Below are 25,840 nucleotides of genomic sequence, written 5' to 3' on the forward strand. Positions count from 1 at the left end.
CAGGCGCGGAAAGGAAAGCGGCGCGATCACTCGATCAGCGCCAGCACCTCGTCCTTGCCCTTGTGCTTCTCGCCCTTCAGGCGGCGCACCTCGCGTTCCAGCTTGCCGGCTTCCTTGGCGTTCCGCCGGGCCTCGGCGCGATGCTTGTGCTCGCGCAGCCATTCCCAGACGAAACCGATCAGCAGACCGGCGACGATCCCGGCAAAGATCACCACGAACAGCGGCAGGTCGATCGAGGGGTTCATGCCGACGATCCGGGCAATCCCGGAGGGCAGCAGAGTAAGCGTCACGAAGTCACGGTTCGCAAGCGCGACGGAGATCAGCGCCACCGCGAGGATGGCGAGGAATGCGTAGCGGATGTACCGCATCAGATCATGCCTTTCCGTTCAGCCTGTCCCGCAGCAGCTTGCCCGTCTTAAAGAAGGGAACGAACTTTTCGTCCACATCAACGGATTCGCCGGTCCGGGGGTTCCGCCCCGTTCTAGCATCCCGCTTCTTGACAGAGAAGGCGCCGAAGCCGCGCAGTTCGACGCGGTCGCCATTCGCAAGCGCGTCGATGATTTCCTGGAAGATCGTATTCACGATCCGCTCGACGTCGCGCTGGTACAGATGCGGATTTTCATCGGCGATTTTCTGGATCAGTTCGGACCGGATCATAGTCTGGTTGTCTCCCAGGGCAGAGGCATGAAAGCGTCACAGCGCCGTGATGGACTATATGGACGTTAACCCTGATCGGAAATAGCCGGGAATGGCTTAAAGGCGAGATTTTCTGTTATTTACCGGACCTTGCAGGCAGGTCAGCGCGCAAAAATGGCTTGCACCGCCTGATTCCCGCCGATTGCCGCGGGGCGGCGGCTGTGCCGCGCCGCAGCGCGGATATGCATGATTCGGGCACATAAAAAGGGGCCCCGGCGGTGTCGCCGGAGCCCCTGAAATCGGTCGGAACCGAAGCTTAGCGGTCGTCGCCCTTAAGCGCGGCGCCAAGGATGTCGCCCAGCGAGGCGCCCGAGTCGGAGGAACCGTACTGTTCGACGGCCTCTTTCTCTTCCGCGATCTCACGTGCCTTGATCGACAGGCCCAGACGGCGCGACTTGGAGTCGACGTTCGTGACGCGCACATCGACGTGGTCGCCGACGCTGAAACGCTCGGGGCGCTGGTCGGAACGGTCACGCGACAGGTCGGAGCGGCGGATGAAGGACTTCATGCCTTCGTATTCCACTTCGATCCCGCCATCCTCGATCGCCGTCACGGTGACGGTGATGACCGAGCCGCGCTTCACGCCGCCGACGGCATCCGCGAACTTGTCGCCGTCCACACCCTTGATCGAGAGCGAGATACGCTCCTTCTCGGTGTCGACTTCGGAGACGACGGCCTTGACCATGTCGCCCTTGCGGTAGTTCTGGATCGCGTCCTCGCCACGCTCGTCCCACGACAGGTCGGACAGGTGGACCATCCCGTCGATGTCGCCGTCGAGACCGACGAAGAGACCGAATTCGGTGATGTTCTTGACCTCGCCCTCGACCACGGTGCCTTCCGGGTGGGTCTCGGAGAAGACTTCCCACGGGTTGCGCATGGTCTGCTTGAGACCCAGCGAAACACGGCGCTTGGCCTGGTCGATTTCCAGGACCATGACGTCGACTTCCTGCGAGGTCGAGACGATCTTGCCGGGGTGCACGTTCTTCTTGGTCCAGGACATTTCGGACACGTGGACCAGACCTTCGACACCCGGCTCCAGCTCGACGAACGCGCCGTAGTCGGTGATGTTGGTCACGCGGCCCTGATGGACCGAACCCAGCGGGAACTTGGCAGCGACCAGGTTCCACGGATCTTCCTGCAGCTGCTTCATGCCGAGGGAGATACGGTGGGTGTCCTTGTTGATCTTGATGACCTGAACCTTGACGGTTTCACCGATCGACAGGATCTCGGACGGGTGGTTCACGCGGCGCCACGCCATGTCGGTGACGTGCAGCAGGCCGTCGACACCGCCCAGGTCAACGAACGCACCGTATTCGGTGATGTTCTTGACCACGCCGTCGACTTCCTGACCCTCGGTGAGGTTCGAGATGACTTCGGCGCGCTGTTCGGCGCGGCTCTCTTCGAGGATCGCGCGGCGGGAAACAACGATGTTGCCCCGGCGACGGTCCATCTTGAGGATCTGGAACGGCTGCTTGAGACCCATGAGCGGGCCGGCATCGCGCACGGGGCGCACATCGACCTGCGAACCGGGCAGGAAGGCCACGGCGCCGCCGAGATCGACGGTGAAGCCGCCTTTGACACGGCCGAAGATCGCACCTTCGACGCGGGCGTCGTCGGCATAGGCTTTCTCGAGACGGTCCCATGCCTCTTCACGGCGGGCCATCTCGCGAGAGATGACGGCTTCGCCACGGGCGTTTTCTGCGGACCGGAGGTAGACCTCGACTTCATCGCCGACGCTGATGTCGGGCTGTTCGCCGGGGTTTGCGAATTCTTTCAGATCAACGCGGCCTTCCATCTTGTAGCCGACGTCGATGATGGCTTGGCCCGCTTCGATCGCGATGACCTTGCCTTTGACAACCGAACCTTCGTCCGGAGTGTCCATTTCGAGGCTTTCATTAAGGAGGGCCTCGAATTCCTCCATGGATGCGTTTTGAGCCATGTGGCCTTTGATATCCTTTGTTACGGTTTTCTGGCCGAGCGGTTGTCTCCGCCGGTCTTGGGTTGGTCAGTTACGCGTCCCGCAAACAAAACAGGGCCGGTGATTGCCCGACCCCTGCTCGTGCTTCATTCGCGGCGTTTTCGCCTTGTCGACGCGCGCGTCCTAGGGGAACCACGCGCGGAATGCAAGGGGTTTGGGCCTGTGTGGCAGGGCTCCGCCCGCCCGGCATTGACATTCCCGGCCAAATATTCGAGTTGATACCAACGCAACTTGGAAGGCTCAGAGATGTCCGAAACCTGGATGATCCGCATCGGCTGGCTGCTGTCGGGGCTCTACGCGCTCTTCATCTTCGGGGCTTCGGTGACGCCGAAGTTCCTGTCGGATATCGCGGCACAGACGATGACGGACCTCGGCTGGCCGGGTGCACCGATCATGCTGATCGGCGTGATCGAGGTGGTCTGCACGGTGCTTTACCTGCTCCCCCGGACCGGCCTTCTGGGCGCGACCCTGACGATGGCCTATCTGGGCGGGGCGATGGTGACGCAGATCCGGGCCGAAAGCCCGCTCTTCTCGCACACGCTGTTCAGCGTCTACCTCGGCGTGTTCCTGTGGGGCGGCCTGTGGCTGCGCGACCCGGCGATCCGCCGGGTCTGGCCGGTCCGGCGCTAGGGACCTACTCGGCGGCCCAGGACATGCCGTCGTCCTTGTCGGACTCGGGTTTTCGCGGGATCAGGCAGTCCTCGGCGAAATCGTACAGGCGCCAGACGTTCTGCGGCGGTTCCTCGGTCTTATCGGCCCTCGCTTCGCTAGGGGTCTTTTCGCTATCGCGGGTCATCTCAATCGTTCCGTTCTAAGCATTGGTTGGCAAATCAACGGAACCACCGTGCCCTTGTTCCCGGATTCGGGCGAGTCACGAATTCCTGACCTCGGAACGGGGCGCAACGGCAACAGAGGGCCTGAAAGTGCCCGGTTTCCGCGCAAGCTGCTCAGATCGACATCTTCTTGAACACCGCCTCGGGGATCGCGCAGATCACCGTCATGACCACCCGCCAGATCGGCCGGACGTAGATCACGTTCCGGCGCTTGCGCACCGCGCTCAGCACCGCCTGCCCGACCTCCTCGGGCCGCGCCGTCAGCTTCGGCGGCAGGTCCATGCCCTCGGTCATGCTGGTCGCGACGAAGCCCGGCTTGACCGTCACGACGTGCACACCCTGCTTGGCCAGCCGGTTCCTGAGGCCCGACAGGTAGGCCGTGAACCCGGCCTTGGCCGATCCGTAGATGTAGTTCGCCGCCCGCCCCCGGTCGCCCGCGACCGAGGAGATGCCGACCAGCACGCCCTCGCCCCTGACGGCCATCTGGTTGGCGAAGACCGCCATCAGGCTCGCGGGCCCCTCGAAGTTCGCGCGCATCACCTCCACGGCGTGGGCATGGTCCTCTTCGTCCGCCGTCTGGTTGCCGAGCGCGCCGATGGCGCAGATCACGATACCGGGCGCAGGCTCCAGTCCCGCCGCGAAGGCCCCGTGCGTGCCGGTCGCCAGCGCGTCGATCTCGTGCAGGCTGACCTCGACCGAATGGCGCAGGGCCAGATCGGCGCGCGCGGGCTCCAGCGTCTCCACGTTCCGCGCGGCCAGCTGGACCGGATGCCCCTCGGCGGCGAAGGCATGCGCGCAGGCCAGACCGATATCCGAGCGTCCGCCCAGAATGAGAACCGTTTCCTTCAAAGCCCCAACCTTTCCGACTGGCCCGAGGCGAACGCCCCCGCCAATCCCTGTTCCGCCCGCATGGCGATGAAGTCCGGCACCCGGCCATCCGCCGCGCGCAATGTCTCGGCGCTCAGCCGGCTGTCCTTGGTCAGGTAGAACCGGCCCCCGTGGTCCACGGTGATCGCGTCCAGTTCGCGCATCAGCGCCAGCGTCCTGTCGTTGACCGGGAAATCGAGTGCGAGGGTGTAGCCCTCCATCGGGAAGGAGAACGGTCCACCCTCGGCACCGAGCCGCTTGAGAACGGCCAGGAACGACCCCTGCCCCGAGGCCGCGATGGTGTCCAGCAGGCGCGTCAGCCCGGCCTTGGCCGAGTCGAGAGGGATCACCACCTGGAACTGTGCGAAGCCGGGGCGGCCGTAGATCCGGTTCCAGTCCAGAAGCGCGTCGAGCGGGTAGAAGTAGCTGTCCCAGTCGACATAGGACGACCCCGCCTGCCGCGACCCGTTCCAGTGATACAGCAGGTTGAACGCCCTGAGCGTATAGCGGTTCAGCGCGAAGGCGGGCGCGTCCACCGGCACCTTTTTGCGGCGGCGGGCGGGCACGTGGAACGGGCGGTATCGCTTGTCCGACGGCAGTTCATCGCGCGTGGCGTGATCGCCCAGGACCACCAGAGACCGGCCGAGCGCGTCGCCCCGGCCGAGGCAGTCGAACCATGCGACGGAATAGGTGGCGTCTGTCGTCTCGAACACCTCCATCGCCGCGTCGAGGTTGGCCGCCGGGACCATCTCCTGCCGGATCCAGCCCGACTCCACCGGCCGCAGCCGGAACCCGGCCCTCAGGATCACGCCAGTCAGCCCCATGGCCCCCGGTGTCCAGCGGAACAGGTCGGAGTTGGAGGACGCATCCGCTCGCACCACGTCGCCATCGGCGTCCATGATGTCGATCCAGTCCAGATAGCGCGCGAAGGTGCCGTCGTTGCGGTGGTTCTTGCCGTGCACGTCCGAGGCGATGCAGCCGCCGATCGTCACCAGCTTGGTCCCCGGCGTCACGGCGGGAAACCAGCCATGCGGCAGGAAGGCGCTGATCACGTCGCCGAGCAGCATGCCCGCCTCGCACTCCACCCGGCCCGCCACGGGGTCGAAGGCGATCACCTTGTTCATCCGCCGCATGTCCAGCGTGCCCTGCGCCTGCATCGCCGCGTCGCCATAGGCGCGCCCGTTGCCGCGCGCGATCACCGGCCCCTGCGCGACGGCGGCGCGCACCGCCGCCTCGTCGCGGGGGGCGGTCACCTCGCACTCGGCCACCGGGTAGCGGCCCCAGCCGGAGAGCTTCTTCTTCATGCCGCCTGCCCCGCCACGGCCCTGAACACGAAACGCCGGTCGAGGTGGTATTTCACCACGTAGCCGACGCTCAGCCCCAGCACCGCGCCAAGTTCGCGCATCAGGTCGGTCTGCCATATCAGCCAGAACGCCGTCTCGGTCCCCCAGAAGATCGCCGTCGTGACGACCCCCATAAGGGTGTAGAGCGAGAACTTGCGTCCATGCGCCGCCGCGCCGGTTTCGAGGTCGCCGAAGATCCACCGCTTGTCGAGCAAGTACTTGATGACCAGCCCGACGCCGGTCCCGACCACAACCGCCAGTGCGAACCACCCGGCGGTCTCGCCTGCCGCCAGAACCACCCGCTGCGCGGCAAGGTTGGCAAGCGTCGCGACCACGGCGAAGGCGGCGTAACGCAGGACGAGTGTCGAAAGGCTCACAGCAACGTCCCCGCCGCGATGAATCCCAGCATGGAGAGGAAGACGAGATAACTGACCTTGTCCCGCGCCGCAAAGACCACCGGATCGTCATGCATCTGTCCCCGGTGCGTGATGAAGACCATCCGGCTGATCCAGTAAAGCAGCACCGCGCAGATCCCCCACAGCCATTCCGGGCGCTCATAGAGGATCCGCACCTCGGGCGAATTGACGTAGAGCGCCAGGACCATGATCGAGACATAGCCCGCCGCGACCGCCATCATCGACACCAGCGGCAGGTCGTCGACCTGGTAACCGCGCCCCTTCGCCTCGCGCCCGGTCGCCAGCCCGTCGACCAGCTCGGCCTGCCGTTTCACGGCGGCGAGCGAGAAGAAGAAGAAGATCGAGAAGGCCAGCATCCAGACCGACAGCGGGATCGGCACCGCCGCCGCACCCGCCACGATCCTGAGCGCATAGAGCGCGGCAAGGGTGCAGATGTCGACCACCGGCAACCGTTTGAGCCGCAGAGAGTAGAGCGTCGTGGTCAGGTAATATACGGCCATGACCGCAAGGAACACGGGCCCCAGCATTGCTGCGATCCCGACGCCGCCGAGCAGCAGGCAGGGCGCAAGCCAGGTGCCATATGAAAGCGGCAGCGCGCCGCTGGCAAATGGCCGGTTCCGCTTGCGCGGATGCGCGCGGTCCGCTTCCAGATCGAGCAGGTCGTTCAGCACGTAAACGCTGGAAGCGACGAGGCTGAAGGCGATGAAGGCGAACAGAACCCGCACCAGGAGGTCGGCGCCAAAGGCGTGACCCGCCAGCGCGGGCAGAAAGACCAGCGCGTTCTTGGCCCACTGATGCGGCCGCAGAGCCTTCATCAACGGACGGAACGTGCCAGGTGGCCGGCCGAAGTGGCGCATGTCGCACAGGGCCTCGGCGCCGCGCTGCAGGGCTTCCGGCGCATCGACGCTGATCCCCCGGCGCGCGCCCTGCCAGACCTTCAGGTCGGACCGGCTGTCACCGATGTAGTCGTATCCGCCCCGACCGAACCGGGTCTCCAGCATCTGGGCCTTCGCGGTCCCCTTCAGGTTCACCAGCCCGTCCGAGCCGTGAACCTCGTCGAACAGCCCCAGATGCAGCGCGATCCGGTCCGCCAGCGCCTGATCCGCCGCCGTCACCAGCGCCGTGCGCCCGCCCGACGCACGCCATGCCCGCAGTTCGGCCAGAACCTCTTCGTTGTAGGGCAGGCGGCTGACGTCTATGTCCCCACGCCCTGCCAGATGCGCCTTAAGCGCGGCCCGGCCGCGCAGCAGTGCCAATGTCGCAGGCAGCGGCGCAGTCCACCTGGCGGAGAATGCGGACCAGAACGTTTCGAACAGCAGGTCCGTCCGGATCAGCGAGCCGTCCAGATCGCAGACGAGAATGACGTCGGCTCCCGTCACACGGTCGTCCGGATTGGCGGGCCCGTCCGCCACTGTCGGTTTTGTCACTGCTGTCATCTTGCCCTCACACGCCCCACTCTTACCCGGTGGTTATGGCAATCGAGCGGCAGGATACCGGTCAACTCGTGACCGGGCAATCCGCACGGGGCACGCGGGTTCAGCCCTGTGCCAGTCGGGCCGCAACCGCCGCAACCGCGGCCTCGACCGCCGCGTCGATGCTCATGTCCGATGTGTCCAGCAGAAGGGCATCCGCCGCCGCCGTCATCGGCGCGGCCTCGCGACCGGAGTCGCGGGCATCACGGGCGCGCAGATCGGCCAGCACACCGTCCGGAGTCACGTCATGCCCGCCCTCGACCAGCTCGCGATAGCGCCGGTCCGCCCGCACCTCGTCCGAAGCGGTGACGAACAGCTTCACCTCGGCGTTCGGGCAGATCACCGTGCCGATGTCGCGCCCGTCCAGAACGGCGCCGCCCTCGCGCCGGGCGAAGTCGCGCTGGAACTCGACCAGCGCCGCGCGGACCTCGGGGATTGCCGCGACCCGGCTCGCCGCCTGCGCCACCTCGGGGGTGCGCAGGCCGTCGGCCTCCAGATCGGCGGGCTTCAGGGCCCGTGCGGCCTGTTCCGGGGTGTCGCCATCCAGCACCCGGCGGCCGGTCGCCCGGTAGATCAGGCCGGTGTCGAGATGCGCAAAACCGAAATGCGCCGCCACGGCGCGCGAGATGGTGCCCTTGCCCGCCGCCGCCGGGCCGTCGATCGCAACGGTAAAGACCATGTCGCCTCCTGTGCCTTCCGGTCCGGTCTGACCCGCCCGCCGTCCGAGGTCAAGCACCCCGCAGCCGCGCCACACCTGCCCGCAGCCCGCCGACGATCAACGCCACGAAACCGATCGTGGCGCAGATCGACTTGACCGCCGTCGCAAGGCTCGCCCGCCCGATCAGCGCATCGCCCGGCGCGTTCTCGGTCAGCAAGCGCGCCACCAGACCGTTTTCCATGTAGTCCGCCCCCGCACCGATCAGCGCCACGGCAATCAGCGCGGCGGCCAGCCAGCGGCGGAACAGGATCAGCTCGCCCGTGACGAACATCAGCGCCAGCACCGCCGGATAGACCCGGTCCATCATGTGCTGCGGGCCGAGGTAGACCGCGATACCCTCCTCGGTGATCGCGGCGAGATATTCACGGGCTTCGGCGGAGGTGTAGCCAAAGGGCCGAAGGTCGAAGGGCCGCAGCCCCTCGCCCTCGGCCATCAGCAGCGGCATCGTCCAGACCGTCATCGTCAGATAGATCGCGGCAGCCACAAGGACCGCCACCCAGAAGACGACTTTCATGATCCCGCACCCACGTTCCCGAACCACCCGGCGCGCAGCCTAGCATGTCAGGGCTGTGGTGTCCGGTGCCTCAGCGGTTGGTGCGGGTGATAGACGCCCCGAGTCCGGCCATCAGGCCCTCGAAAACCGGGAACGAGGTGGCGATCGGCCCGCCGTCGTCAACCGCCACCGGCTTCTGCGTCGCCAGCCCGAGGCACAGGAAGGACATCGCGATCCGGTGATCCAGCCGGCTTTCCACCGTCGCACCGCCCGTCACGCCGCCGGGGCCGCGCCCCTCGACCGTCCACCAGTCCTCGCCTTCCTCAACCGTCACGCCGCAGGCGCGCAGGCCCTTGGCCATCGCGTCGATGCGGTCGCTTTCCTTGACGCGCAGCTCCTTCACGCCGGGCATGTGGGTCCGCCCCTCGGCAAAGGCCGCGACGACCGACAGCACCGGGTATTCGTCGATCATGCTCGCCGCGCGTTCGGCCGGCACCTCGATGCCCTTCATCTCGGGCGAGAACCGGGCGCGCAGGTCCGCCACCGGCTCGCCGCCTTCCTCGCGCGGGTTCTCATAGGTCAGGTCGGCCCCCATGTCGCGCAGCGTCTCGTAGAGCCCCGCGCGCGTCGGGTTCAGCCCGATGTTGGGCACCAGCACGTCCGAGCCTTCGGTGATCAGCGCCGCGCAGACCGGGAAGGCCGCGCTGGAGGGATCGCGGGGCACGTCGACCGTCTGGCCCGTCAGTTCCGGCTGGCCCTTGAGCGTGATGACCCGGCCATCGGGGCTGTCCTCGACGCTCAGCTCGGCGCCGAAGCCGCGCAGCATCCGTTCGGAATGGTCGCGCGTCGCCTCGCGCTCGATCACCACGGTCTCGCCCGGCGCGTTCAGCCCGGCCAGCAGGACGGCGCTTTTCACCTGGGCCGAGGGAACGGGCGTCTTGTAGCGCACCGGCACAGGGTTCTCGGCGCCGACGATGGTCATCGGCAGCCGCCCGCCCCTTCGCCCGTAGGCCCGCGTGCCGAACAGCGCCAGCGGGTCGGTGACCCGCGCCATCGGCCGCCCGTTCAGGCTAGCGTCGCCGGTGAATGTCGCGGTGATCGGCGAGGTCGCCATACAGCCCATGATCAGCCGGACGCCGGTGCCCGAGTTACCGCAGTCGATGACGGCATCCGGTTCGGCGAAACCGCCGACGCCCACGCCATGCACGCGCCATTCGCCCGGCCCGAGATGTTCGACCTCGGCCCCGAAAGCACGCATCGCCTTGGCCGTGTCCAGAACGTCCTGCCCTTCCAGAAGGCCGGTGATCGCCGTCTCGCCGACCGACAGCGCGCCAAGGATCAGCGCCCGGTGGCTGATCGACTTGTCGCCCGGCACGTTCGCCACGCCTTTCAGCGCCGCGCCCTTGCGGGCCGTCATCGGAACCGGTTCACCATGCGCGCTCATCCGCGGCCTCCCTCAAAACCTGAACCGCCAGATACCGCAGGCCGCGCCGACCGTCCATCGCGCGATCCCCTGTTTCATCCGGCCAGGCAAATGGGCTTTGCCCGTTCACGGCTGGAAACGTCCACCGAAGATTTTTTGATGTGCCCTTTGCCCCCGGAGGGCCGGTCAGCCGTCCCGCCGGAACGTCAGGTAATGCGGCACCCGCCCCTCGCGCAGCGCCTTCTGCTCATAGCGCGTCGACAGCCAGTCGCCCCATGGCTCGCGCCAGTCGCGCGGGCCTTCGGCCAGCCATGTGAAACCCTGCCCCGGCACCTCTTCCAGCGTCTGGCGGACGTAGTCGGGAATGTCCGTGGCCACCCGGAACTCGGCGCCCGGCTTCAGCTTGCGCGCCAGCGGCTCGAGGTATTCCGGCGTCACGAAACGGCGGCGGTGATGCCTCTTCTTGGGCCATGGGTCCGGATAGAGCAGGAACGCCTTGGACAGGCTCCCGTCCGGGACGACATCGAACAGGTCGCGCACGTCACCCGGATGCACGCGCAGGTTCTCCACCCCCGCCTGCCGGATCTTGCCGAGCAGCATGGCCACGCCGTTGATGTAGGGCTCGCAGCCGATGATCCCGACCTGCGGGTTCGTGGCGGCCTGATGCACGACGTGTTCGCCGCCGCCGAACCCGATCTCCAGCCAGACGTCCCGCCCGCCGAACAGCGTGCCGAGGTCGAGCGGCGTGCGATCCGGGTTCTCCTCCCAGCCGACCGGCCCCGGCGCCAGCGCCGCGAGGTCCTCGTCGATATAGGTTTCCTGCGACCGCCGCAGGCTCTTGCCCTTCAGCCGTCCGTAGAAATTGCGCCATGGGGCGCCCGTGGGATGCTTGTCCGTGCTCATGGCCGCGCTGTTACCGCCGGGCGCGGGCACCGGCAAGCGGCGGCGGCGCTCATGCGCGCATTCGCACAGATCCTGCGGATTTTTCGATAATTGTGCGCGAGGGGCTGCAGGAGCATATACCGCCGCAAGAATAATCACTCACTCACGAACACGGACAGACCCATGACCACGCTCGATTCCACCATCCGCCAGATCGCTGCCCCCGCAGGCCGCGCGCTGCTCGCACTCATCTTCATCGTTTCCGGCTTCCAGAAGATCACCGGCTATGCAGGCACCCAGGGCTACATGGAGGCCATGGGCGTCCCCGGCGCGCTGCTGCCGCTGGTGATCCTCGTCGAACTCGTCGGCGGCATCGCCCTGCTGATCGGCTGGCAGGCCCGTATCGCCGCCGTCCTGCTGGCCGGCTTCTCGCTGCTGTCCGGCCTGCTGTTCCACCTGATCCCCGGCCTCGCCGCCGAAGGGATGGAGGCACAGATGCAGATGATCGGCTTCATGAAGAACGTGTCGATCGCCGGTGGCCTGCTGATGATCGTCGCGCTCGGCGCCGGTGCCGTGTCGGTCAACCGCGAGGCCGCCCCGGTCGCGGCCTGATCGCAGCACACTCCGGACATGGAAACGGCGGGCAGAGGTTTCTGCCCGCCGTTTTCATTGCTGCTCACGTCTTATCCGACGCGGGTGCCCCGGATCCCGGTTGTCAGGTCGACTGCCGTTCGCTCCAGCATCTCAGCGACAAGGGTCAGCGTTTCGGGCGTCGGCTCGCGCCGCAACTGGCGCGCGCAGGACAGCAGTATCTGCTGCGTATTCCCGATGGCATGAGTATCCGACGACTCATGGCTCTTGCTGGTCACAAACATCCCCATCCTCCTCCCGATTCCCGAAGTCTGCGTGACGGGCAAATTCGCCTGAACATGCTCCGGGAATCAAGCTTTTTGTGTTTCTTTTCAAATGGATGCGCTGATCATATGATTGATGCCGTCATGCATTTGCGCCCCGCATGAACTCTGACACGGCCAATGTCGGGGCCCGGAATCAGCAAGGCCGCCCGGTCTGATCCGCGCGGCCTTGCATTTCGATGCCGTAAAACAGGCGTCTGTCATGACCCCACAGGGTCAGACAGCCTTTTTCAGCGCCTCGACCAGATCGGTCTGTTCCCAGCTGAATCCGCCATCCGCGTCGGGCGACCGACCGAAGTGGCCATAGGCGGCGGTCCGCTGGTAGATCGGCTTGTTCAGCTGCAGATGTTCGCGGATGCCGCGCGGGGTCAGGTCCATGACACGTGCGACGGCCTTTTCGATCTCGGCCTCGTCCACCTTCCCGGTGCCATAGGTGTCGGCATAGATCGACAGCGGCTTGGAGATGCCGATCGCGTAGGACAGCTGGATCGTGCACTTCTCGGCCATGCCCGCCGCGACGACGTTCTTGGCAAGGTAGCGCGCGGCATAGGCGGCCGAGCGGTCGACCTTGGTCGGATCCTTGCCCGAGAACGCGCCGCCGCCATGCGGGGCCGCGCCGCCGTAGGTGTCCACGATGATCTTGCGCCCGGTCAGGCCCGCGTCTCCGTCCGGACCGCCGATGACGAACTTGCCGGTCGGGTTCACCCACCATTCGGTCTTGTCGGTCAGCCAGCCATCGGGGATGACCTGCCGGATATAGGGCTCGACGATCGCGCGGATGTCCTCGCTGGTCTGGTCCTCGTCCGAATGCTGGGTCGACAGCACCAGCTGCGTCACCTCGACCGGCTGGCCGTTTTCGTAGCGCAGCGAGACCTGGCTCTTGGCGTCGGGGCGCAGGGTCGGCTCCTCGCCGCTCTTGCGGGCCTCGGCGAGGCGCTTGAGGATCGCGTGTGCGAACTGGATCGGCGCGGGCATCAGCGCGTCCGTCTCGGTCGTGGCGTAGCCGAACATGATGCCCTGATCGCCCGCGCCCTCGTCCTTGTTGTCGCGGGCATCGACGCCCTGCGCGATATGCGCGGACTGTTCGTGCAGCAGGTTTGTGATCTCGACCGAGTTCCAATGGAACTTGTCCTGCTCGTATCCGATGTCCCGGATGCAGTCGCGGGCGATGCTGTCGATGCGGTCCTGCATCTCGGACAGCTTGGACTGGTCCGCCAGTCCAATCTCACCGCCGATCACGACACGGTTGGTGGTGGCAAAGGTCTCGCAGGCGACGCGGGCCTGTGGCTCCTCGGTCAGCAGGGCGTCGAGGATGGCGTCGGAAATGCGGTCGCAGACCTTGTCCGGGTGACCCTCGGAAACGGATTCCGAGGTGAAAATGTAGTTCTTGCGTGTCATGAAAAGCGCTCCATTGAGTTTAGCCCGCCACGCCAGGAAGCCGTTGTGACAGGATCGGATTTTGGTAGACGGCAGGGGGTTGGGGGTCAATGCCCCCGGCGCCTGACCCGGCGTCCCGCCCCTAAAAAGGCCATGAATAGCAACGCAAGAGCCACAAATCGCATCGGCCAGGGTCCGGTTTGGGCGAAGAACGTGGATAGTGCGGGCTCGGGCCGCGGAATGTCCAGAAAGCCGGTTTCGCCCAGTGGAATCGACCCCAGCACGGTGCCGTCTGCCGCGATGGCTGCGGAGATTCCGGTATTGGCCACGCGGATCAGGGGCAGCCCCTGTTCGACCGCCCTGAGGCGCGCCTGTGCCAGATGCTGGTAAGGGCCGGAAAAGGTGCCGAACCACGCGTCATTGGTAATCTGCAGCAGCATGTCCGGGCGCGCGCCCGCGATGACGGTGTCGCGGGGAAAGACCGCCTCGTAGCAGATCAGCGGCAGCGCGGTGCCGACCGGGCCGAGGTCGATGATCTGCGGCCCCGGTCCGGCCGAGAACCCGCCGAAACGGTCGACCATCGGGCTGAGCCCCAGCCGGGTCAGCAGTGCGCCCATGGGCAGGTATTCACCGAACGGAACGAGGTGATGCTTGTCGTAGACCTCGGTGACCACGGCATCCGGGCCGAGGACGGCGAGGCTGTTGTAATAGCGGCCCATGTCGCGCCGCTCGATCCCCAGCACGCTGGCCGCGCCACCGGCCTGTGCGGCGATCACCTGCATCAGGCGATCGTCCTCGCCGAGATAGCTGGGAACCGAGGTTTCGGGCCAGATCTGCAACGCGACCTGTGGCGAGGCTTCGGCGTAGTCCAGCATCCGCCCGAGGAACACGGGGATCATGCGGGGATCCCACTTTTCGTGCTGCGGGGCGTTCGGTTGCATCAGGCGGATCACCGGTGCGTCGGCAGCGGTTTCGGGCGGCTGGCTGGCGAGGAACGGTGCGGCGATCAGCAGGCCCGCGCCGGACAGTGCGACTGGCAGACCCGCCCGAAGCGGACCTGTCGGCACGCGGGACAAGGCGGCGGCAAAGCCGAAGACCAGCAGGGTCAGTCCGTCCGGCCCGGTCCATGCGGCCAGATGGATCAGCGGCGAGGCGATCAGGATGTGCCCGGCGCTGGCCCATGGAAAGCCGGTGAAGACGATGCCGCGCGCGACCTCGGCCAGCGTCAGACCGGCGACCAGCGCGACCGTGCGCCAGCGGCGGGCGGGCACGGCCCAAGCGGCAATGGCGGCGCCCGCCCCCCAGAACAGGGCCAATCCGCCCGCCATCAGGATCAACGCGAAGGGCGCCATCCAGCCGTGACGGGCCACGTCGACGAGGAACGGCTCCACGATCCAGTGCAGCGCGATCAGGAAATACCCGGTCGCGGCGGCCCATGCCGTCCAGCCCGCCTGACGGGCATCGGAAGTTCGATCAAGGAGAAGGAACAGACCCGCGAAACCCACAAGGCCGAGCGGCCAGAGGTCGAATGGCGCGAGGCCGGTCGCGGCCACCGCCCCGGCAAGGGCGGCGAGGCCGAGCCGTCGCCGGACGGCACCACGGGTCGGGACCGGACCGTCGCCGGTCCCTTTGGTGTCAGGCATCGACGGTTTCGGGCTCGGCCAGACGCACGCGCAGGCGCTTGATGCGGCGGGGATCGGCGTCGATGACCTCGAACTCGTGGCCCGCCGGATGCTCCACCACCTCGCCCCGCGCGGGAACGCGGCCCGACAGCATGAAGACGAGGCCGCCCAGCGTGTCGATCTCTTCCTCGTCCACGTCGTCATGGTCTGTCAGGGAGACGCCGGTTTCGGCCTCGAACTCCTCGAGCGGGGCCTTGGCGAGCACCAGCCATGCGCCGGATTTCTCGCGCGTCCAGAGCGCATCTTCCTCGACGTCGTGTTCGTCCTCGATCTGGCCGATGACCTGTTCGATCAGGTCCTCGATCGTCACCAGGCCATCCACCCCGCCGTATTCGTCGATCACAAGCGCCATATGACGGCGTTCCTGCTGCATCTTCTGCAGCAGCACCCCGATCGGCATGGACGGCGGCACGAAAACCAGCGGCCGCAGCAGCGCGCGCAGCGAATAGCGCCCGCCCGAGCCGTTGAACCCGTGCTTGAGCGCGAAATCCTTGAGGTGGACGAAGCCGATCGGCGTGTCGAGCGTGCCCTGGTAGACCGGGACGCGGGTCATGCCACTTTCGCGGAAGACCTTGACCAGATCGTCACGGGTGATGGTCGAGGGCACGGCCACGATTTCCGCCTTGGGAATCGAGACATCCTCGACCCGCATGCGGCGGAGGTTGACCATGCCATGCGTCGTGGGACGCGGCGCGGGGGCCGCGGGCGTGCTGCTGGTCTGGACCGGCTGCGCCGGTTCGGACCGGCGCGCGAAGAGGCGGGAGAGAAGTCCCCGGCGGGGTGCGGGCACCGGCTGCGTCGTCTGCGCCGGGGCCTGCGGCTGCGCCGCGGTTCTGGTCTGGCCTTGCGGCAGCGCGCCCTGCGCTGCGGTCAAAGACCCGTCGGTCGTGTCGCCCATCGTTCCTTTCCAGTGGGGCCGGGCCGAAACGCCCGCCACTCAAGCATATGGGTCCGGAAGGCCCATGTCGACAAGTATGGTCGACTCCAGATTTTCCATCAATTCGGCATCTGCGTCATTTTCGTGATCATAGCCCAGAAGATGCAACGTCGCGTGAACGATCAGGTGCGTGACGTGATCGGCCAGCGGTTTACCGCCGTCCACCGCTTCGCGCGCGCAGGTGTCCCATGCGATGGCGATGTCGCCCAGTTCCTCGTCCGGCCCTGACGCGCCGGCCTCGGGCAGACGTGGCGTCGCACCAGGCGTGTCGGCGGCGCGGTCTTCGGACGGCCAGGACAGGACGTTGGTGGGGGTGGGCTTGCCGCGGAACTCCGCATTCAGCGTGGCGATCCGGGCGTCGTCGCAGGCGAGGATCGCGATCTCGTGGTCGTCGGGGTCGAGGCCGAGGTGGCTCAGCGCGGCGCGGGCCGCCCTTTCCGACAGCGCCTCTAGGCCGGTTTCGTGCCAGCGGTCGTCTTCGATCATCACGTCGGTCAGCATGGACATCGCGCACCGGGGGCTGCCTGCCCCCGGACCCCCGGAAGTATTTGGAACCAGAAGAAGCAGGGGACCCCGCTACTGGTCCGCGTCGTAGGCCTCGATGATGGCCGCGACAAGGGGGTGGCGCACAACGTCCTTGGCGGTGAAGTAGTTGAAGGAGATGCCCTTCACGTCCTTCAGGATGCGCTCGGCATCGGCGAGGCCGGACGGCATGCCGCGCGGCAGGTCAACCTGGGTCCGGTCGCCGGTGATGACCATGCGCGAGCCTTCGCCGAGGCGGGTCAGGAACATCTTCATCTGCATGGTCGTGGCGTTCTGCGCCTCGTCCAGCACAACGAAGGCATTGGCCAGGGTCCGGCCGCGCATGAAGGCCAGCGGCGCGATCTCGATACGCTTTTCCTCGTACATCTTCTGCAGCTGCTTGGCGGGCAGGAAGTCGTTCAGCGCGTCGTAGAGCGGCTGCATGTAGGGGTCGACCTTTTCCTTCATGTCGCCGGGCAGGTAGCCGAGCTTTTCGCCCGCCTCGACCGCCGGGCGGCTGAGGATGATCCGGTCGACCAGCCCGTCGATGAACATCGACACGCCGACCGCCACGGCGAGGTAGGTCTTGCCGGTGCCCGCCGGGCCGATGCCGAAGGCGAGTTCGTTCTGGAATAGGTTCCGCACATAGGCCTTCTGCGCGTCGGTGCGCGGTTCGACCATCTTCTTGCGGGTCTTGATCTCGACCGGGCCGTCGCCGAACATCTCGAACTGGTTGCCGTCTCGCGAGGGCCGCGCCGGCCGGGGATCGGCCATCCTGAGTTCGCGGTCAATGTCGGCCAGCCCGACCTCTCGCCCCGCCTCCAGCCGGGCGTAGAGCGATTTCAGCAGCGCCAGCGCCTGATCCGCCCCGTCCTTTTCACCTATGACAACCAGATGGTTGCCGCGCCTGAGTATCTGGACCGAGAGCTTCTGTTCGATCTCCGCCAGGTTGCGGTCGTATTCCCCGCAGAGCGCGATCAGAAGGTAATTATCCGGGAAGTCGACCGATACCTCGGTGAGCGGGGTGTCGTCGGCGGGCGGGGGCAGCACTGTGGTGGCCAATAACGTCTCCTGCTTGGGTCGTGGTTTCAGGGTGCCAAGGCGGGGCCTGTCACGCAAGGCAATTCAGTGTGACAACGCCTGACGGAAAGAAAAGTGCCGCAGGCATGATCGCCTGCGGCACGGGTCTGTGCGGTTATGATCCGACCGGCGGTCACGTGTTGCCGATCGGCTGGTTGTTGATGCTGCGTGCCGGGTCGGGGATCGGCGAACCCTTCTTGAACGGCCCGTTGGCCGTGTTCGGCGCGCCCGCGGTGCCCGAGCAGACCGGCTTGCCGTAGGGATCGAGACGGGCGGACAGGTAGCCTTCGAGGCCGTCGTCGATGATCCAGTGGTCGCAGCCGTTCGGATCGACCCAGATGCCGGCCTTCATGGTGCTGAGGTGGTGGGAATTGATGCCGTAGTCCATGCTCTTGTCGCCCGGCACGTTCGACGGGTGGCCGCAGGCGGCGAGGCCCGCGACGAGCGAGAGGCCGGCAGTGATCTTGAAGAAGGTCATTCTGAGGTCCTCTCAGCGGATGCAGATGATTTCGACGCGGCGGTTCTTGGCCATGCCGGCGGCGGTGCGGTTCGGGGCGGCGGGCATCCGCTCGCCATAGCCGCGGACGTCCGAGATATGGGCGCCGACGGACTTGGCGACCTTGGCCACCGCGTTGGCCCGGTTGTAGCTGAGGCGCATGTTGTATTCGTCGCTGGCGCGGCTGTCGGTGTGGCCCGCGATGATGAAGGCCGAGGCCGAGGCGCTGCGGAAGAACTGGCGCAGGCGGTCCTGGTTGGCGGGCGAAATGTACCACTTGTCGGTCGCGAAGAACTGGTCGGAATTCATCACGCCGCAGACATTCCCGCGGCGGCAGACCGGGATGCCCTGCCGGGTGACGTGCGGGGTCATGTAGCCTTCGGCCCCGTCGTCCATCGCCCAGTGTTCGCACCCGTCCGGGTCGACCCAGATGGTCGGCACGTAGGGTTCGCTCTGCGCGGCGGCGGGCGTCGCGAGGCTGAGCGCCGCGATGGCCGCGGCAACGGCCGCCCCCCCGCAACGCGCGATCATCGTTGTGAACAGGTTGGCCACGTCCCTCATCCTTTGTCGTTTGGGCGGTGCGGCTGTAATGCAGTCGCGCGCCCGGATTGTCCCGATAGCTACCTTACCGGGAATGACCACAAAGTGAAGCTCGTTTTACCAGATATGGTGGATTTGCTGTGGATAGAGCGCTATTTTCCACGCCCGTCCCGAAATGCAAAGAGGCGCCCCGGTCGCGCCGGCGCGCCTCGATCTTTCCCTGCCGGCGAAGCCGGCGGGATGTCAGTATTTCTTGACGTGCTTGTGCAGCGAATTCTTGTGGAAGTGGCTGCGGTATTCCGGAGACTCGTAGAAGATCTTCTCCATCGTCGACTTCAGCCCGTCCGGGTTGCCGACGAGACGGTCGTCGCGGCAGATGCGTTCCGCGATGGCATGGGCGGAGGGATAGTCATAGCCGACCTCGACCAGCGACTCGACGAAGACCGAGTTGGGACGGTCCCAGATCACCTCTTTCCACGGGCCGCGGAAGCAGCTGACCACGATGGTGTGCGTCTGGTAGGTGTACTTGTAGACCTTGTTCCCGTGTGCGGCTGCCGGGGCGGCAAAGCCGGCCAGACACGCGGCGGCAAGCAGAAGTTTTTTCATGACTGTCCTCTCGGTATTTCTTGAGCCTCTGGCCGCCCGGACCCGCACGGGATCGGCCTGGAATTCTGAATGGCGGCACGGGGCAGCCGGTGCATGGCTCATAATATGTTTTGGCGGGGCCAGTCTCCAAATGGATTCCGGCATTGTCCCGGCAGCCGAAACAAAGCCAACCGGACGGCCCAATCATGCCCGTTTCAAAACCCATTGCTGCCCAGAAATCGCCTGATTTGAAACCGCTAGGGCATTCGGTCAGAGGATTTCGCCGGCCAGGGAATTCGGCGCACTGGAAACGATTCGGACGCGGCGCATGTCGCCGGGCACGATCCCCGGCGCCTCGCAGAACACGGAATGCAGGTGGTCTGACTTGCCCACCATCTGCCCCGTTTCGCGGCCCGCCTTTTCGAACAGGACACCGACCTCGCGCCCGATCATCGCGTCCTGAACCGCACGCTGCTGACGGGTCAGCAGGGCCTGAAGACGTTGCAGACGCGCGTCCGCCTCGGCCGGATCGACCTGCGCGCGTTCCGCCGCCGGGGTGCCGGGGCGCGGCGAATACTTGAAGCTGAACGCATGGCCGTAGTTCACCGCCTCGATCAGCGCCAGCGTGTCGCGGAAGTCGGCTTCGGTCTCTTCCGGGAAACCGACGATGAAATCGCCCGAGATCAGGATATCGGGGCGTGCCGTGCGGATACGCTCGATCAGGCGCAGATAGCTTTCCGCCGTGTGCTGCCGGTTCATCCGCTTGAGGATCCGGTCGCTGCCCGATTGCACCGGCAGGTGCAGGTAGGGCATCAGCTTGGCGCAGTCGCCATGGGCGGCGATCAGGTCGTCGTCCATGTCGTTGGGATGGCTGGTCGTGAAACGGATGCGCTCCAGCCCGTCGACATCGCTCAGCGCCCGGATAAGCCGCGCGAGGCTCCAGTCCCCCCCATCGGGGCCCGCACCGTGGTAGGCGTTGACGTTCTGACCCAGCAGGGTGATCTCGCGCACGCCACGCTCGACCAGATCGCGCGCCTCGTCGATGATCCGCGCCGCGGGGCGGCTGACCTCGGCGCCACGGGTGTAGGGCACCACGCAGAAGGCGCAGAACTTGTCACAGCCCTCCTGCACGGTCAGGAAGGCGGTCGGCCCGCGCTGCGCCTTGGGGCGCCGCTTCAGCCGCTCGAACTTGTCCTCTTCCGGGAAATCGGTGTCGACCACCTTGGTCGTCCCGGCGGCGCGCTCCATCTCGGGCAGGCGGTGATAGCTCTGCGGCCCGACGACCAGGTCCACCATCGGCTGGCGCGCGATGATCTCGGCGCCCTCGGCCTGCGCGACACAGCCCGCGACGCCGATCTTGAGGTCCGGCTTGGCCGCCTTCAGCCCCTTGAGCCGCCCGAGGTCGGAATAGACCTTCTCGGCCGCCTTCTCGCGAATGTGGCAGGTGTTCAGCAGGATCATGTCGGCCTCGTCCGCCGACGCGACCTCGACATAGCCGTTGCCGCCCAGGGCCTCGGCCATGCGCTCGCTGTCGTAGACGTTCATCTGACAGCCATAGGTCCTGATGTAGAGCTTCTTGGGATCGCCCGTCTGTTCGCCCATGTGCTGCGCCTCCGGCCTCGGATACAGGGCGCTGACCTACACCGGAACCGCCCCCCCTTGCAATGCGCAGGCAGCCGGGCGACTCTGGCCCGACTTTCCACGGACCGCCGCCGATGCATTTCACCTCGCTCACCGATTTCCTGCGCAACGGATCGGCCGCCCTGGCCAAGGGTCCGATCGCCCTGATCTTTGCCGAGGACGAGGTCGAACTGGCCGCCACCATCCGCCACCACCGCGTGGCAGGCTTCGCCAGCACGGTGGTCTTCATGCCCGACGCCTGGGACCTTCCCGCGGATATTGTCGACCTGTGCTGGCGCGTGCGCTACGACATGACCCGCGAAGGCGCGATGGAAGAAGCGGTGAATGCCGTGATCGACGCCGCGCCGGGGCGGTGGCTCTACTACTGCTACAACGCCGAGTTCCTGTTTCACCCGTTCTGCGAATCCCGGACAGTGGGCGAGATGCTGACCTTCCACACCGAGGAACGGCGCGACGCGATGCTGACCTACGTGGTCGACCTCTACGCCGGTGACCTCGGCCGCCATCCCGATGCCGTGTCGCTCGAGGACGCGCATCTCGACCGGTCCGGCTACTACGCGCTGGCCCGCCCGGATCCCGAGAACAAGAACTACCCCCGCGAACGCCAGCTGAATTTCTTCGGCGGCCTGCGCTGGCGGTTCGAGGAACACGTGCCCGCGGCCCTGCGCAAGATCGACCGGATCTCGCTTTTCCGTGCCAAGCCTGGGCTAAGGCTGCTGCCGGGGCACCTCTTCAACGATCAGGAATACAACACCTACGCCTGCCCGTGGCACCACAACCTGACGGCGGCGGTCTGTTCATTCCGGACGGCCAAGGCGCTCCGGCGGAATCCGGGGTCGCGCTTCGACATCGACACGTTCAAGTGGTACAACTCGGAGCCGTTCGAATGGCACTCGCGTCAGTTGCTTGACCTCGGCCTGATGGAGCCGGGCCAGTGGTTCTGACCGGGGTCCGGGCGCCCGTTCAGGCGCCCAGTTCGAGGCGGATCATCACGCCCGCTATCGCGATTCCTCCAAGGATCAGCCGCAGCGCCATCTTCGGCGCCTTGCCCATCCCGCCCGAGGATCGTTTCCTGCTCTTGAAATTCAACTCTGCCATAGGCTGAGTCTAACAACAAAATGCGGGCGGGCGTGAGACAAAATTCAGGTCAATCGAAGTCCTCGGTAACGATCCGCTCATCTTCTACGCCGAGCGCGCGGAGTGCCGCCACCACGTCCTCGATCATCTCGTCCGGACCGCAGACGTAGAACACGCCCTCGTCCGGCTCGACATGCCGCTCAAGGAAGTCCCGGTCGATTCGGCTGGTCTCCACCCCGGCATCGGGCTGGTCCGTGACGGTGAACACGCACTCCAGGCCGTCCATGTCCTCGAACTCGTCGCGCAGGATGATGTCCGCCTCGGTCGCGTTGGAGAAGATCAGCCTGCAGCCCTCCAGTGTCCCCTCGTCCGCCAGCCGCTGCCGCAGGATGGCGATGAACGGCGTGACACCCGCGCCGCCCGCGATGAACACACCCGGCCCTTCGTCGCGGATCGCGCCCCATGGGTCGTCGATCACCACCCGGTCGCCCGGTTCCATCCGGGCGATCCGCTTGGTGACGCCGTCATGATCGGGATAGGACTTGATGACGAAGTCCAGCGTTGGCTCGTCCGGCAGGCTGACCGGGGTGAAGGGCCGCGCCTCGTCGCGCCAGCCGTCGCGGTCCAGTGCCAGGTCGACACCCTGCCCCGGCTGAAAACTCAGCGACTTGGGCCGGTCAAAGACCAGGTGATAGGTGTCCGGCGTGACCGGCTCTATGGTTTTCAGGGTAAGCGTATGGGTCATGTCCGGTGCTCCTTCCGTTCGAAAGGCACAAGTCTGGACACCCCGCACAGGTTCCCCCTGCTTCTTCTGGTTTCAAATACTTTGGGGGAGTTCGAGGGGGCAAAGCCCCCTCGTCAGCAGACAGGCAAAGGCGCGCGCCGCAGGCGCACCTTCAGGTCACGCCCGGTTCAGTTCAGCAGACCGGCATGGCGCATCGCCGCACGCAGCCGCGCCTTGGTGCTGTCCTGCAGACCGACCAGCGGCAGGCGCACCTCGTCCGAACACAGGCCAAGTTCGGACATCGCGAACTTCACGCCGACCAGACCGGGCTCGATGAAGATCGCCTCGTGCAGCGGCATCAGACGGTCCTGGTAGTCCAGCGCGGTCGCGTAATCCCCGGCCAGCGTGGCCGCCTGGAACTCGGAACAGAGTTTCGGCGCCACGTTCGCGGTGACCGAGATGCAGCCGACACCGCCATGCGCGTTGAAGGCCAGCGCCGTCCCGTCCTCGCCAGAGAGCTGGATGAAATCCTTGCCGCAGGCCGCCCGCTGCAGGCTGACGCGGTCCAGTTTCGCCGTCGCGTCCTTGACGCCCACGATCCGGGGCAGCTTGGCCAGTTCGCCCATGGTCTCGACACTCATGTCGACGACCGAGCGCGGCGGGATGTTGTAGATGATGATCGGCAGATCGCAGGCGTCATGCATCGCCTTGAAATGGGCATAGAGCCCGCCCTGCGTGGGCTTGTTGTAATAGGGCGTCACCACCAGCGCCGCATCGGCACCGGCCTTTTCGGCCTGCTGGATCAGGCGAATGCCCTCGACCGTCGAATTCGACCCGGCGCCCGCGATGACCGGCACGCGGCCCGCGGCCTGTTCGACCACGCAGGCGACGACGGCGTCATGCTCGGCATGGCTCAGCGTCGGGCTTTCGCCCGTGGTGCCGACCGGCACCAGCCCGTTCGAGCCCTGCTCGATGTGCCAGTCCACGAGTTTCTTGAGCGTGTCCCAGTCCACTGCGCCGTTCTTGAACGGCGTGACGAGGGCGGGAAGGGATCCCCTGAACATGGCACGCTCCTTTCGTGTAACACCCCCTGCCGATTTTGTGAGTTGAGACATGGGGGCATCGGTTTATCCTAGAGGCTGTCTATCCAGAGTTGCCGCAGAAAATGCAAGCAAAGTTCCGTCGCAACATCGCCGTGATGGCGATTGCGGTCCTCGCAGCCGTACCGGCTGTCGGGGCCGACCTCGCACGGACCCCGCCCCGCCCGCTGTCGAGCGCCCTGCACGCCGCAGATCGCGGCGCTTGGGACCGCGCGCTGGAGCTTGCCGCCCGCGACGGGCAGGTGGCGCGGGACGTCATCGAATGGCACCGTCTGCGCTCGGGCGAGGGCACGCTGGAAGAGGTCCAGAGCTTCGTCGACACCCATCCCGACTGGCCCGGCCTCGACTACCTGCGAAAGCGCGGGGAGCATGCGCTCGCCGCCGCCAGCGACGCCGAGGTTCTGAAATACTTCACCGATAATCCGCCGCAGACCGGGTCGGGCGTGCTGATCCACGCCGGCGCGCTGGAACGGGCGGGCGAACGCGGCGAGGCGCAGGCCGGCATCGTGCTGGCGTGGCGCAGCATGGAGCTGAGCCTCGACGAACACGCCCGCTTCCTTGAACAATACGGCGCGTTGCTGAAGGCGCATCACACCGCGCGGCTCGACATGGCGCTCTGGCGGCGTCTGCGGGACGATGCCGATCGGATGCGCGGGCTGGTCAGCGCGCAGGACTGGAAGCTTGCCGAGACCCGGCTGGCCATCCAGCGCGACGAACCTGGTCTGGACGAGCGTATCGAGGGTCTGACCGACGCGCAGAAGCAGGACGCGGGCCTCGCCTACGACCGCTTCTACTGGCGCGCGCGCAAGGGGCTGGACGACGGCGCCAAGGAACTGCTGCTGGAACGCAGCGCGATCCCCGGCGGGCTGGGTCTGGCCGAGGAATGGGCCGGCCGCCGCCGCGGCTTCGCGCGTGAGGCGATGCGCGCCGGCAAGGCGGAAGAGGCCTATCGCCTCGCGTCGCAGCACCAGCTGACGACCGGATCCGACTTCGCGGATCTCGAATGGCTGTCGGGCTATATCGCCCTGCGCAAGCTGAACGCGCCCGAGACGGCGCTGATCCACTTCTCACGCTTCCTGACCGCCGTTGAGACCCCGATCTCGCTCGGCCGGGGCTATTACTGGCTGGGCCGCGCCTATGAGGCAGAAGGCGATCTCGAAACGGCAAAGGCCGCCTATCGCGACGGCGCAAAGCATCAGACCAGCTTTTACGGGCTGCTGGCCGCCGAAAAGGCGGGCGTGGCCTTCGACAAGGAACTTGCCGGAACCGAGACATTCGGCGATTGGCGGCAGTCGCCGCTGGCCCGGTCCGACCTGCGCGAAGCGGGAATGCTGCTGCTGGCCGCCGGTCAGGCCAGCCTGGCCGAACGGTTCTTCATGCAACTGGCCGATACGCTGGAACGGCCCGAGCTCGGCCTGCTGGGCGGCATGTTCGAGGAACTGGGCGAGACCCACCTGGAGGTGATGCTGGGCAAGCAGGCCGCGCAGCGCAACATCGTGCTGTCGCGCCATTACTATGCCCTGCACCCGATGCGCGAGATGACGCTGCCAGTGCCCGCCGAACTCGCGCTGACCATCGCCCGGCGCGAAAGCGAATTCGACGCGCGCGTGACCAGCCAGGTCGGCGCGGGCGGGCTGATGCAGCTGATGCCCGGCACCGCCCGCGAAGTCGCCCGCAACCTCGGAATGGTCCATCAGGCCAGCGCCGTGTGGGAGGACTGGAGCTATAACGCGACTCTCGGGTCCGCCTACCTCGCACAGCTTGCGCGTCGCTTCGACGGCAACGTGATGCTGGTTTCCGCCGGCTACAACGCCGGGCCGGGACGCTCGCTGCAGTGGATGGACGCCTACGGGGACCCGCGCTCGCGCGTCGTGGACGCGGTGGACTGGGTCGAACATATCCCGTTCAACGAGACGCGGAACTACGTGATGCGGGTGGCGGAAAGCCTGCCCGTCTACCGCGCCCGGCTGGGCAAGGATCCCCTGCCCGTCCCCTTCAGCCAGGAGCTGAAGGGCGGAACCCTGCTGCTGGCGTCGGACTGATC

Annotated in this window: 28 protein-coding genes, 1 pseudogene and 1 riboswitch; of the genes and pseudogenes, 4 read left to right on the forward strand and 25 right to left on the reverse strand. The window is 66.4% G+C overall.

Annotation, left to right across the window (positions count from 1 at the left end; genetic code table 11):
- Positions 1-26 precede the first annotated feature (26 nt).
- The 3 genes and pseudogenes from ATO6_RS02220 to rpsA all read right to left on the reverse strand — a co-directional run.
- Positions 27-368: a lipopolysaccharide assembly protein LapA domain-containing protein gene (locus tag ATO6_RS02220; RefSeq protein WP_088622304.1), complete on the reverse strand. Its 342-nt coding sequence runs from the start codon at positions 366-368 to the stop codon at positions 27-29.
- Positions 369-372: 4 nt separating this feature from the next.
- Complete coding sequence (gene ihfB, locus ATO6_RS02225; protein ID WP_088622305.1) at positions 373-657, reverse strand: integration host factor subunit beta; 285 nt, start codon at positions 655-657, stop codon at positions 373-375.
- A gap of 295 nt (positions 658-952) precedes the next feature.
- A pseudogene (rpsA, locus tag ATO6_RS02230) lies at positions 953-2,650 on the reverse strand (30S ribosomal protein S1); the annotation flags it as partial.
- Between the two features lie 270 nt (positions 2,651-2,920).
- On the opposite strand from rpsA, the gene ATO6_RS02235 reads away from it, so the two are divergent.
- Positions 2,921-3,304: a DoxX family protein gene (locus ATO6_RS02235; RefSeq protein WP_088622307.1), complete on the forward strand. Its 384-nt coding sequence runs from the start codon at positions 2,921-2,923 to the stop codon at positions 3,302-3,304.
- A gap of 4 nt (positions 3,305-3,308) precedes the next feature.
- Here ATO6_RS02235 and ATO6_RS24960 read toward each other — a convergent pair whose 3' ends face one another.
- The 9 genes from ATO6_RS24960 to ATO6_RS02275 form a co-directional block, all read right to left on the reverse strand.
- On the reverse strand, positions 3,309-3,470 hold the full coding sequence (locus tag ATO6_RS24960; protein WP_176440799.1) for a hypothetical protein: 162 nt from the start codon (positions 3,468-3,470) through the stop codon (positions 3,309-3,311).
- Between the two features lie 151 nt (positions 3,471-3,621).
- A complete protein-coding gene (locus ATO6_RS02240) occupies positions 3,622-4,356 on the reverse strand; it encodes an SDR family oxidoreductase (RefSeq protein ID WP_088622308.1) in 735 nt (244 codons plus the stop codon).
- Positions 4,353-5,678 (reverse strand): FAD-binding oxidoreductase, encoded by a 1,326-nt coding sequence (locus tag ATO6_RS02245; RefSeq protein WP_088622309.1) that lies wholly within the window; start codon positions 5,676-5,678, stop codon positions 4,353-4,355. Before ATO6_RS02245 ends, ATO6_RS02240 begins: the two co-directional genes overlap by 4 nt.
- Positions 5,675-6,094 carry a GtrA family protein gene (locus tag ATO6_RS02250; RefSeq protein WP_088622310.1) on the reverse strand — a complete coding sequence of 140 codons (420 nt, stop codon included), beginning with the start codon at positions 6,092-6,094 and terminating at the stop codon, positions 5,675-5,677. The genes ATO6_RS02245 and ATO6_RS02250 overlap by 4 nt, the downstream gene beginning before the upstream one ends.
- The gene (locus tag ATO6_RS02255) at positions 6,091-7,560 is read right to left on the reverse strand and encodes a UbiA family prenyltransferase (RefSeq protein ID WP_254919046.1); all 1,470 of its coding nucleotides are present in this window, start codon (positions 7,558-7,560) and stop codon (positions 6,091-6,093) included. Before ATO6_RS02255 ends, ATO6_RS02250 begins: the two co-directional genes overlap by 4 nt.
- 109 nt (positions 7,561-7,669) lie before the next feature.
- Positions 7,670-8,284 (reverse strand): d(CMP) kinase, encoded by a 615-nt coding sequence (locus tag ATO6_RS02260; protein ID WP_088622312.1) that lies wholly within the window; start codon positions 8,282-8,284, stop codon positions 7,670-7,672.
- Between the two features lie 49 nt (positions 8,285-8,333).
- Entirely contained in the window at positions 8,334-8,837 is a 504-nt protein-coding gene (locus tag ATO6_RS02265; RefSeq protein ID WP_088622313.1) for a hypothetical protein, read from the reverse strand.
- Positions 8,838-8,907: 70 nt separating this feature from the next.
- Positions 8,908-10,260 (reverse strand): 3-phosphoshikimate 1-carboxyvinyltransferase, encoded by a 1,353-nt coding sequence (gene aroA / locus ATO6_RS02270; RefSeq protein WP_088622314.1) that lies wholly within the window; start codon positions 10,258-10,260, stop codon positions 8,908-8,910.
- Between the two features lie 165 nt (positions 10,261-10,425).
- A complete protein-coding gene (locus ATO6_RS02275; protein ID WP_088623373.1) occupies positions 10,426-11,142 on the reverse strand; it encodes a tRNA (guanosine(46)-N(7))-methyltransferase TrmB in 717 nt (238 codons plus the stop codon).
- Between the two features lie 162 nt (positions 11,143-11,304).
- Between ATO6_RS02275 and ATO6_RS02280 the strand changes: the two genes are divergently transcribed.
- Complete coding sequence (locus ATO6_RS02280) at positions 11,305-11,733, forward strand: DoxX family protein (RefSeq protein WP_088622315.1); 429 nt, start codon at positions 11,305-11,307, stop codon at positions 11,731-11,733.
- 71 nt (positions 11,734-11,804) lie between these two features.
- Here the strand turns inward: ATO6_RS02280 and ATO6_RS02285 are convergent, their stop codons facing one another.
- The 10 genes from ATO6_RS02285 to miaB all read right to left on the reverse strand — a co-directional run bounded on the left by ATO6_RS02285 (position 11,805) and on the right by miaB (position 20,856).
- Entirely contained in the window at positions 11,805-11,996 is a 192-nt protein-coding gene (locus ATO6_RS02285; RefSeq protein ID WP_088622316.1) for a hypothetical protein, read from the reverse strand.
- Positions 11,997-12,251: 255 nt separating this feature from the next.
- On the reverse strand, positions 12,252-13,433 hold the full coding sequence (metK, locus tag ATO6_RS02290; RefSeq protein ID WP_088622317.1) for a methionine adenosyltransferase: 1,182 nt from the start codon (positions 13,431-13,433) through the stop codon (positions 12,252-12,254).
- A 6-nt stretch (positions 13,434-13,439) separates the two neighbouring features.
- Positions 13,440-13,488, reverse strand: a riboswitch (SAM-SAH riboswitch).
- A gap of 31 nt (positions 13,489-13,519) precedes the next feature.
- On the reverse strand, positions 13,520-15,055 hold the full coding sequence (lnt, locus tag ATO6_RS02295) for an apolipoprotein N-acyltransferase (RefSeq protein WP_088622318.1): 1,536 nt from the start codon (positions 15,053-15,055) through the stop codon (positions 13,520-13,522).
- On the reverse strand, positions 15,048-15,992 hold the full coding sequence (locus tag ATO6_RS02300) for a hemolysin family protein (RefSeq protein ID WP_088622319.1): 945 nt from the start codon (positions 15,990-15,992) through the stop codon (positions 15,048-15,050). The genes lnt and ATO6_RS02300 overlap by 8 nt, the downstream gene beginning before the upstream one ends.
- 39 nt (positions 15,993-16,031) lie before the next feature.
- Positions 16,032-16,532 carry an rRNA maturation RNase YbeY gene (gene ybeY / locus ATO6_RS02305; RefSeq protein WP_088623374.1) on the reverse strand — a complete coding sequence of 167 codons (501 nt, stop codon included), beginning with the start codon at positions 16,530-16,532 and terminating at the stop codon, positions 16,032-16,034.
- 75 nt (positions 16,533-16,607) lie between these two features.
- Positions 16,608-17,615 (reverse strand): PhoH family protein, encoded by a 1,008-nt coding sequence (locus ATO6_RS02310; RefSeq protein ID WP_088622320.1) that lies wholly within the window; start codon positions 17,613-17,615, stop codon positions 16,608-16,610.
- Between the two features lie 151 nt (positions 17,616-17,766).
- Complete coding sequence (locus tag ATO6_RS02315; RefSeq protein WP_088622321.1) at positions 17,767-18,111, reverse strand: hypothetical protein; 345 nt, start codon at positions 18,109-18,111, stop codon at positions 17,767-17,769.
- 12 nt (positions 18,112-18,123) lie between these two features.
- Positions 18,124-18,660: an OmpA family protein gene (locus ATO6_RS02320; RefSeq protein ID WP_088623375.1), complete on the reverse strand. Its 537-nt coding sequence runs from the start codon at positions 18,658-18,660 to the stop codon at positions 18,124-18,126.
- A gap of 252 nt (positions 18,661-18,912) precedes the next feature.
- Positions 18,913-19,275: a hypothetical protein gene (locus ATO6_RS02325; RefSeq protein WP_088622322.1), complete on the reverse strand. Its 363-nt coding sequence runs from the start codon at positions 19,273-19,275 to the stop codon at positions 18,913-18,915.
- Between the two features lie 249 nt (positions 19,276-19,524).
- A complete protein-coding gene (miaB, locus tag ATO6_RS02330; RefSeq protein ID WP_088622323.1) occupies positions 19,525-20,856 on the reverse strand; it encodes a tRNA (N6-isopentenyl adenosine(37)-C2)-methylthiotransferase MiaB in 1,332 nt (443 codons plus the stop codon).
- Between the two features lie 113 nt (positions 20,857-20,969).
- Here miaB and ATO6_RS02335 point away from each other — a divergent pair, with 113 nt between their 5' ends.
- The gene (locus ATO6_RS02335) at positions 20,970-21,839 is read left to right on the forward strand and encodes a glycosyltransferase family 2 protein (protein ID WP_088622324.1); all 870 of its coding nucleotides are present in this window, start codon (positions 20,970-20,972) and stop codon (positions 21,837-21,839) included.
- A gap of 19 nt (positions 21,840-21,858) precedes the next feature.
- Here ATO6_RS02335 and ATO6_RS25385 read toward each other — a convergent pair whose 3' ends face one another.
- The 3 genes from ATO6_RS25385 to dapA form a co-directional block, all read right to left on the reverse strand.
- Complete coding sequence (locus ATO6_RS25385; RefSeq protein ID WP_254919047.1) at positions 21,859-21,993, reverse strand: hypothetical protein; 135 nt, start codon at positions 21,991-21,993, stop codon at positions 21,859-21,861.
- Between the two features lie 49 nt (positions 21,994-22,042).
- Positions 22,043-22,717 (reverse strand): FAD-binding oxidoreductase, encoded by a 675-nt coding sequence (locus tag ATO6_RS02340; protein ID WP_088622325.1) that lies wholly within the window; start codon positions 22,715-22,717, stop codon positions 22,043-22,045.
- A gap of 167 nt (positions 22,718-22,884) precedes the next feature.
- Complete coding sequence (gene dapA / locus ATO6_RS02345; RefSeq protein WP_088622326.1) at positions 22,885-23,760, reverse strand: 4-hydroxy-tetrahydrodipicolinate synthase; 876 nt, start codon at positions 23,758-23,760, stop codon at positions 22,885-22,887.
- Positions 23,761-23,861: 101 nt separating this feature from the next.
- On the opposite strand from dapA, the gene ATO6_RS02350 reads away from it, so the two are divergent.
- Positions 23,862-25,838: a lytic transglycosylase domain-containing protein gene (locus tag ATO6_RS02350; protein WP_088622327.1), complete on the forward strand. Its 1,977-nt coding sequence runs from the start codon at positions 23,862-23,864 to the stop codon at positions 25,836-25,838.
- The last annotated feature ends 2 nt before the right edge of the window (positions 25,839-25,840 follow it).

This window comes from Oceanicola sp. 22II-s10i (genome assembly GCF_002210105.1).
GTDB lineage: Bacteria > Pseudomonadota > Alphaproteobacteria > Rhodobacterales > Rhodobacteraceae > Pseudooceanicola.

Bases quoted from the DNA above. Each gene is read 5' to 3' on its own strand.
- ATO6_RS02220 (WP_088622304.1), bottom strand. From the start codon at position 368: ATGCGGTACATCCGCTACGCATTCCTCGCCATCCTCGCGGTGGCGCTG.
- ihfB (WP_088622305.1), bottom strand. From the start codon at position 657: ATGATCCGGTCCGAACTGATCCAGAAAATCGCCGATGAAAATCCGCAT.
- ATO6_RS02235 (WP_088622307.1), top strand. From the start codon at position 2,921: ATGTCCGAAACCTGGATGATCCGCATCGGCTGGCTGCTGTCGGGGCTC.
- ATO6_RS24960 (WP_176440799.1), bottom strand. From the start codon at position 3,470: ATGACCCGCGATAGCGAAAAGACCCCTAGCGAAGCGAGGGCCGATAAG.
- ATO6_RS02245 (WP_088622309.1), bottom strand. From the start codon at position 5,678: ATGAAGAAGAAGCTCTCCGGCTGGGGCCGCTACCCGGTGGCCGAGTGC.
- ATO6_RS02260 (WP_088622312.1), bottom strand. From the start codon at position 8,284: ATGGTCTTTACCGTTGCGATCGACGGCCCGGCGGCGGCGGGCAAGGGC.
- ATO6_RS02265 (WP_088622313.1), bottom strand. From the start codon at position 8,837: ATGAAAGTCGTCTTCTGGGTGGCGGTCCTTGTGGCTGCCGCGATCTAT.
- aroA (WP_088622314.1), bottom strand. From the start codon at position 10,260: ATGAGCGCGCATGGTGAACCGGTTCCGATGACGGCCCGCAAGGGCGCG.
- ATO6_RS02275 (WP_088623373.1), bottom strand. From the start codon at position 11,142: ATGAGCACGGACAAGCATCCCACGGGCGCCCCATGGCGCAATTTCTAC.
- ATO6_RS02280 (WP_088622315.1), top strand. From the start codon at position 11,305: ATGACCACGCTCGATTCCACCATCCGCCAGATCGCTGCCCCCGCAGGC.
- ATO6_RS02285 (WP_088622316.1), bottom strand. From the start codon at position 11,996: ATGTTTGTGACCAGCAAGAGCCATGAGTCGTCGGATACTCATGCCATC.
- metK (WP_088622317.1), bottom strand. From the start codon at position 13,433: ATGACACGCAAGAACTACATTTTCACCTCGGAATCCGTTTCCGAGGGT.
- lnt (WP_088622318.1), bottom strand. From the start codon at position 15,055: ATGCCTGACACCAAAGGGACCGGCGACGGTCCGGTCCCGACCCGTGGT.
- ATO6_RS02300 (WP_088622319.1), bottom strand. From the start codon at position 15,992: ATGGGCGACACGACCGACGGGTCTTTGACCGCAGCGCAGGGCGCGCTG.
- ybeY (WP_088623374.1), bottom strand. From the start codon at position 16,532: ATGCTGACCGACGTGATGATCGAAGACGACCGCTGGCACGAAACCGGC.
- ATO6_RS02315 (WP_088622321.1), bottom strand. From the start codon at position 18,111: ATGACCTTCTTCAAGATCACTGCCGGCCTCTCGCTCGTCGCGGGCCTC.
- ATO6_RS02320 (WP_088623375.1), bottom strand. From the start codon at position 18,660: ATGATCGCGCGTTGCGGGGGGGCGGCCGTTGCCGCGGCCATCGCGGCG.
- ATO6_RS02325 (WP_088622322.1), bottom strand. From the start codon at position 19,275: ATGAAAAAACTTCTGCTTGCCGCCGCGTGTCTGGCCGGCTTTGCCGCC.
- miaB (WP_088622323.1), bottom strand. From the start codon at position 20,856: ATGGGCGAACAGACGGGCGATCCCAAGAAGCTCTACATCAGGACCTAT.
- ATO6_RS02335 (WP_088622324.1), top strand. From the start codon at position 20,970: ATGCATTTCACCTCGCTCACCGATTTCCTGCGCAACGGATCGGCCGCC.
- ATO6_RS25385 (WP_254919047.1), bottom strand. From the start codon at position 21,993: ATGGCAGAGTTGAATTTCAAGAGCAGGAAACGATCCTCGGGCGGGATG.
- ATO6_RS02340 (WP_088622325.1), bottom strand. From the start codon at position 22,717: ATGACCCATACGCTTACCCTGAAAACCATAGAGCCGGTCACGCCGGAC.
- dapA (WP_088622326.1), bottom strand. From the start codon at position 23,760: ATGTTCAGGGGATCCCTTCCCGCCCTCGTCACGCCGTTCAAGAACGGC.
- ATO6_RS02350 (WP_088622327.1), top strand. From the start codon at position 23,862: ATGCAAGCAAAGTTCCGTCGCAACATCGCCGTGATGGCGATTGCGGTC.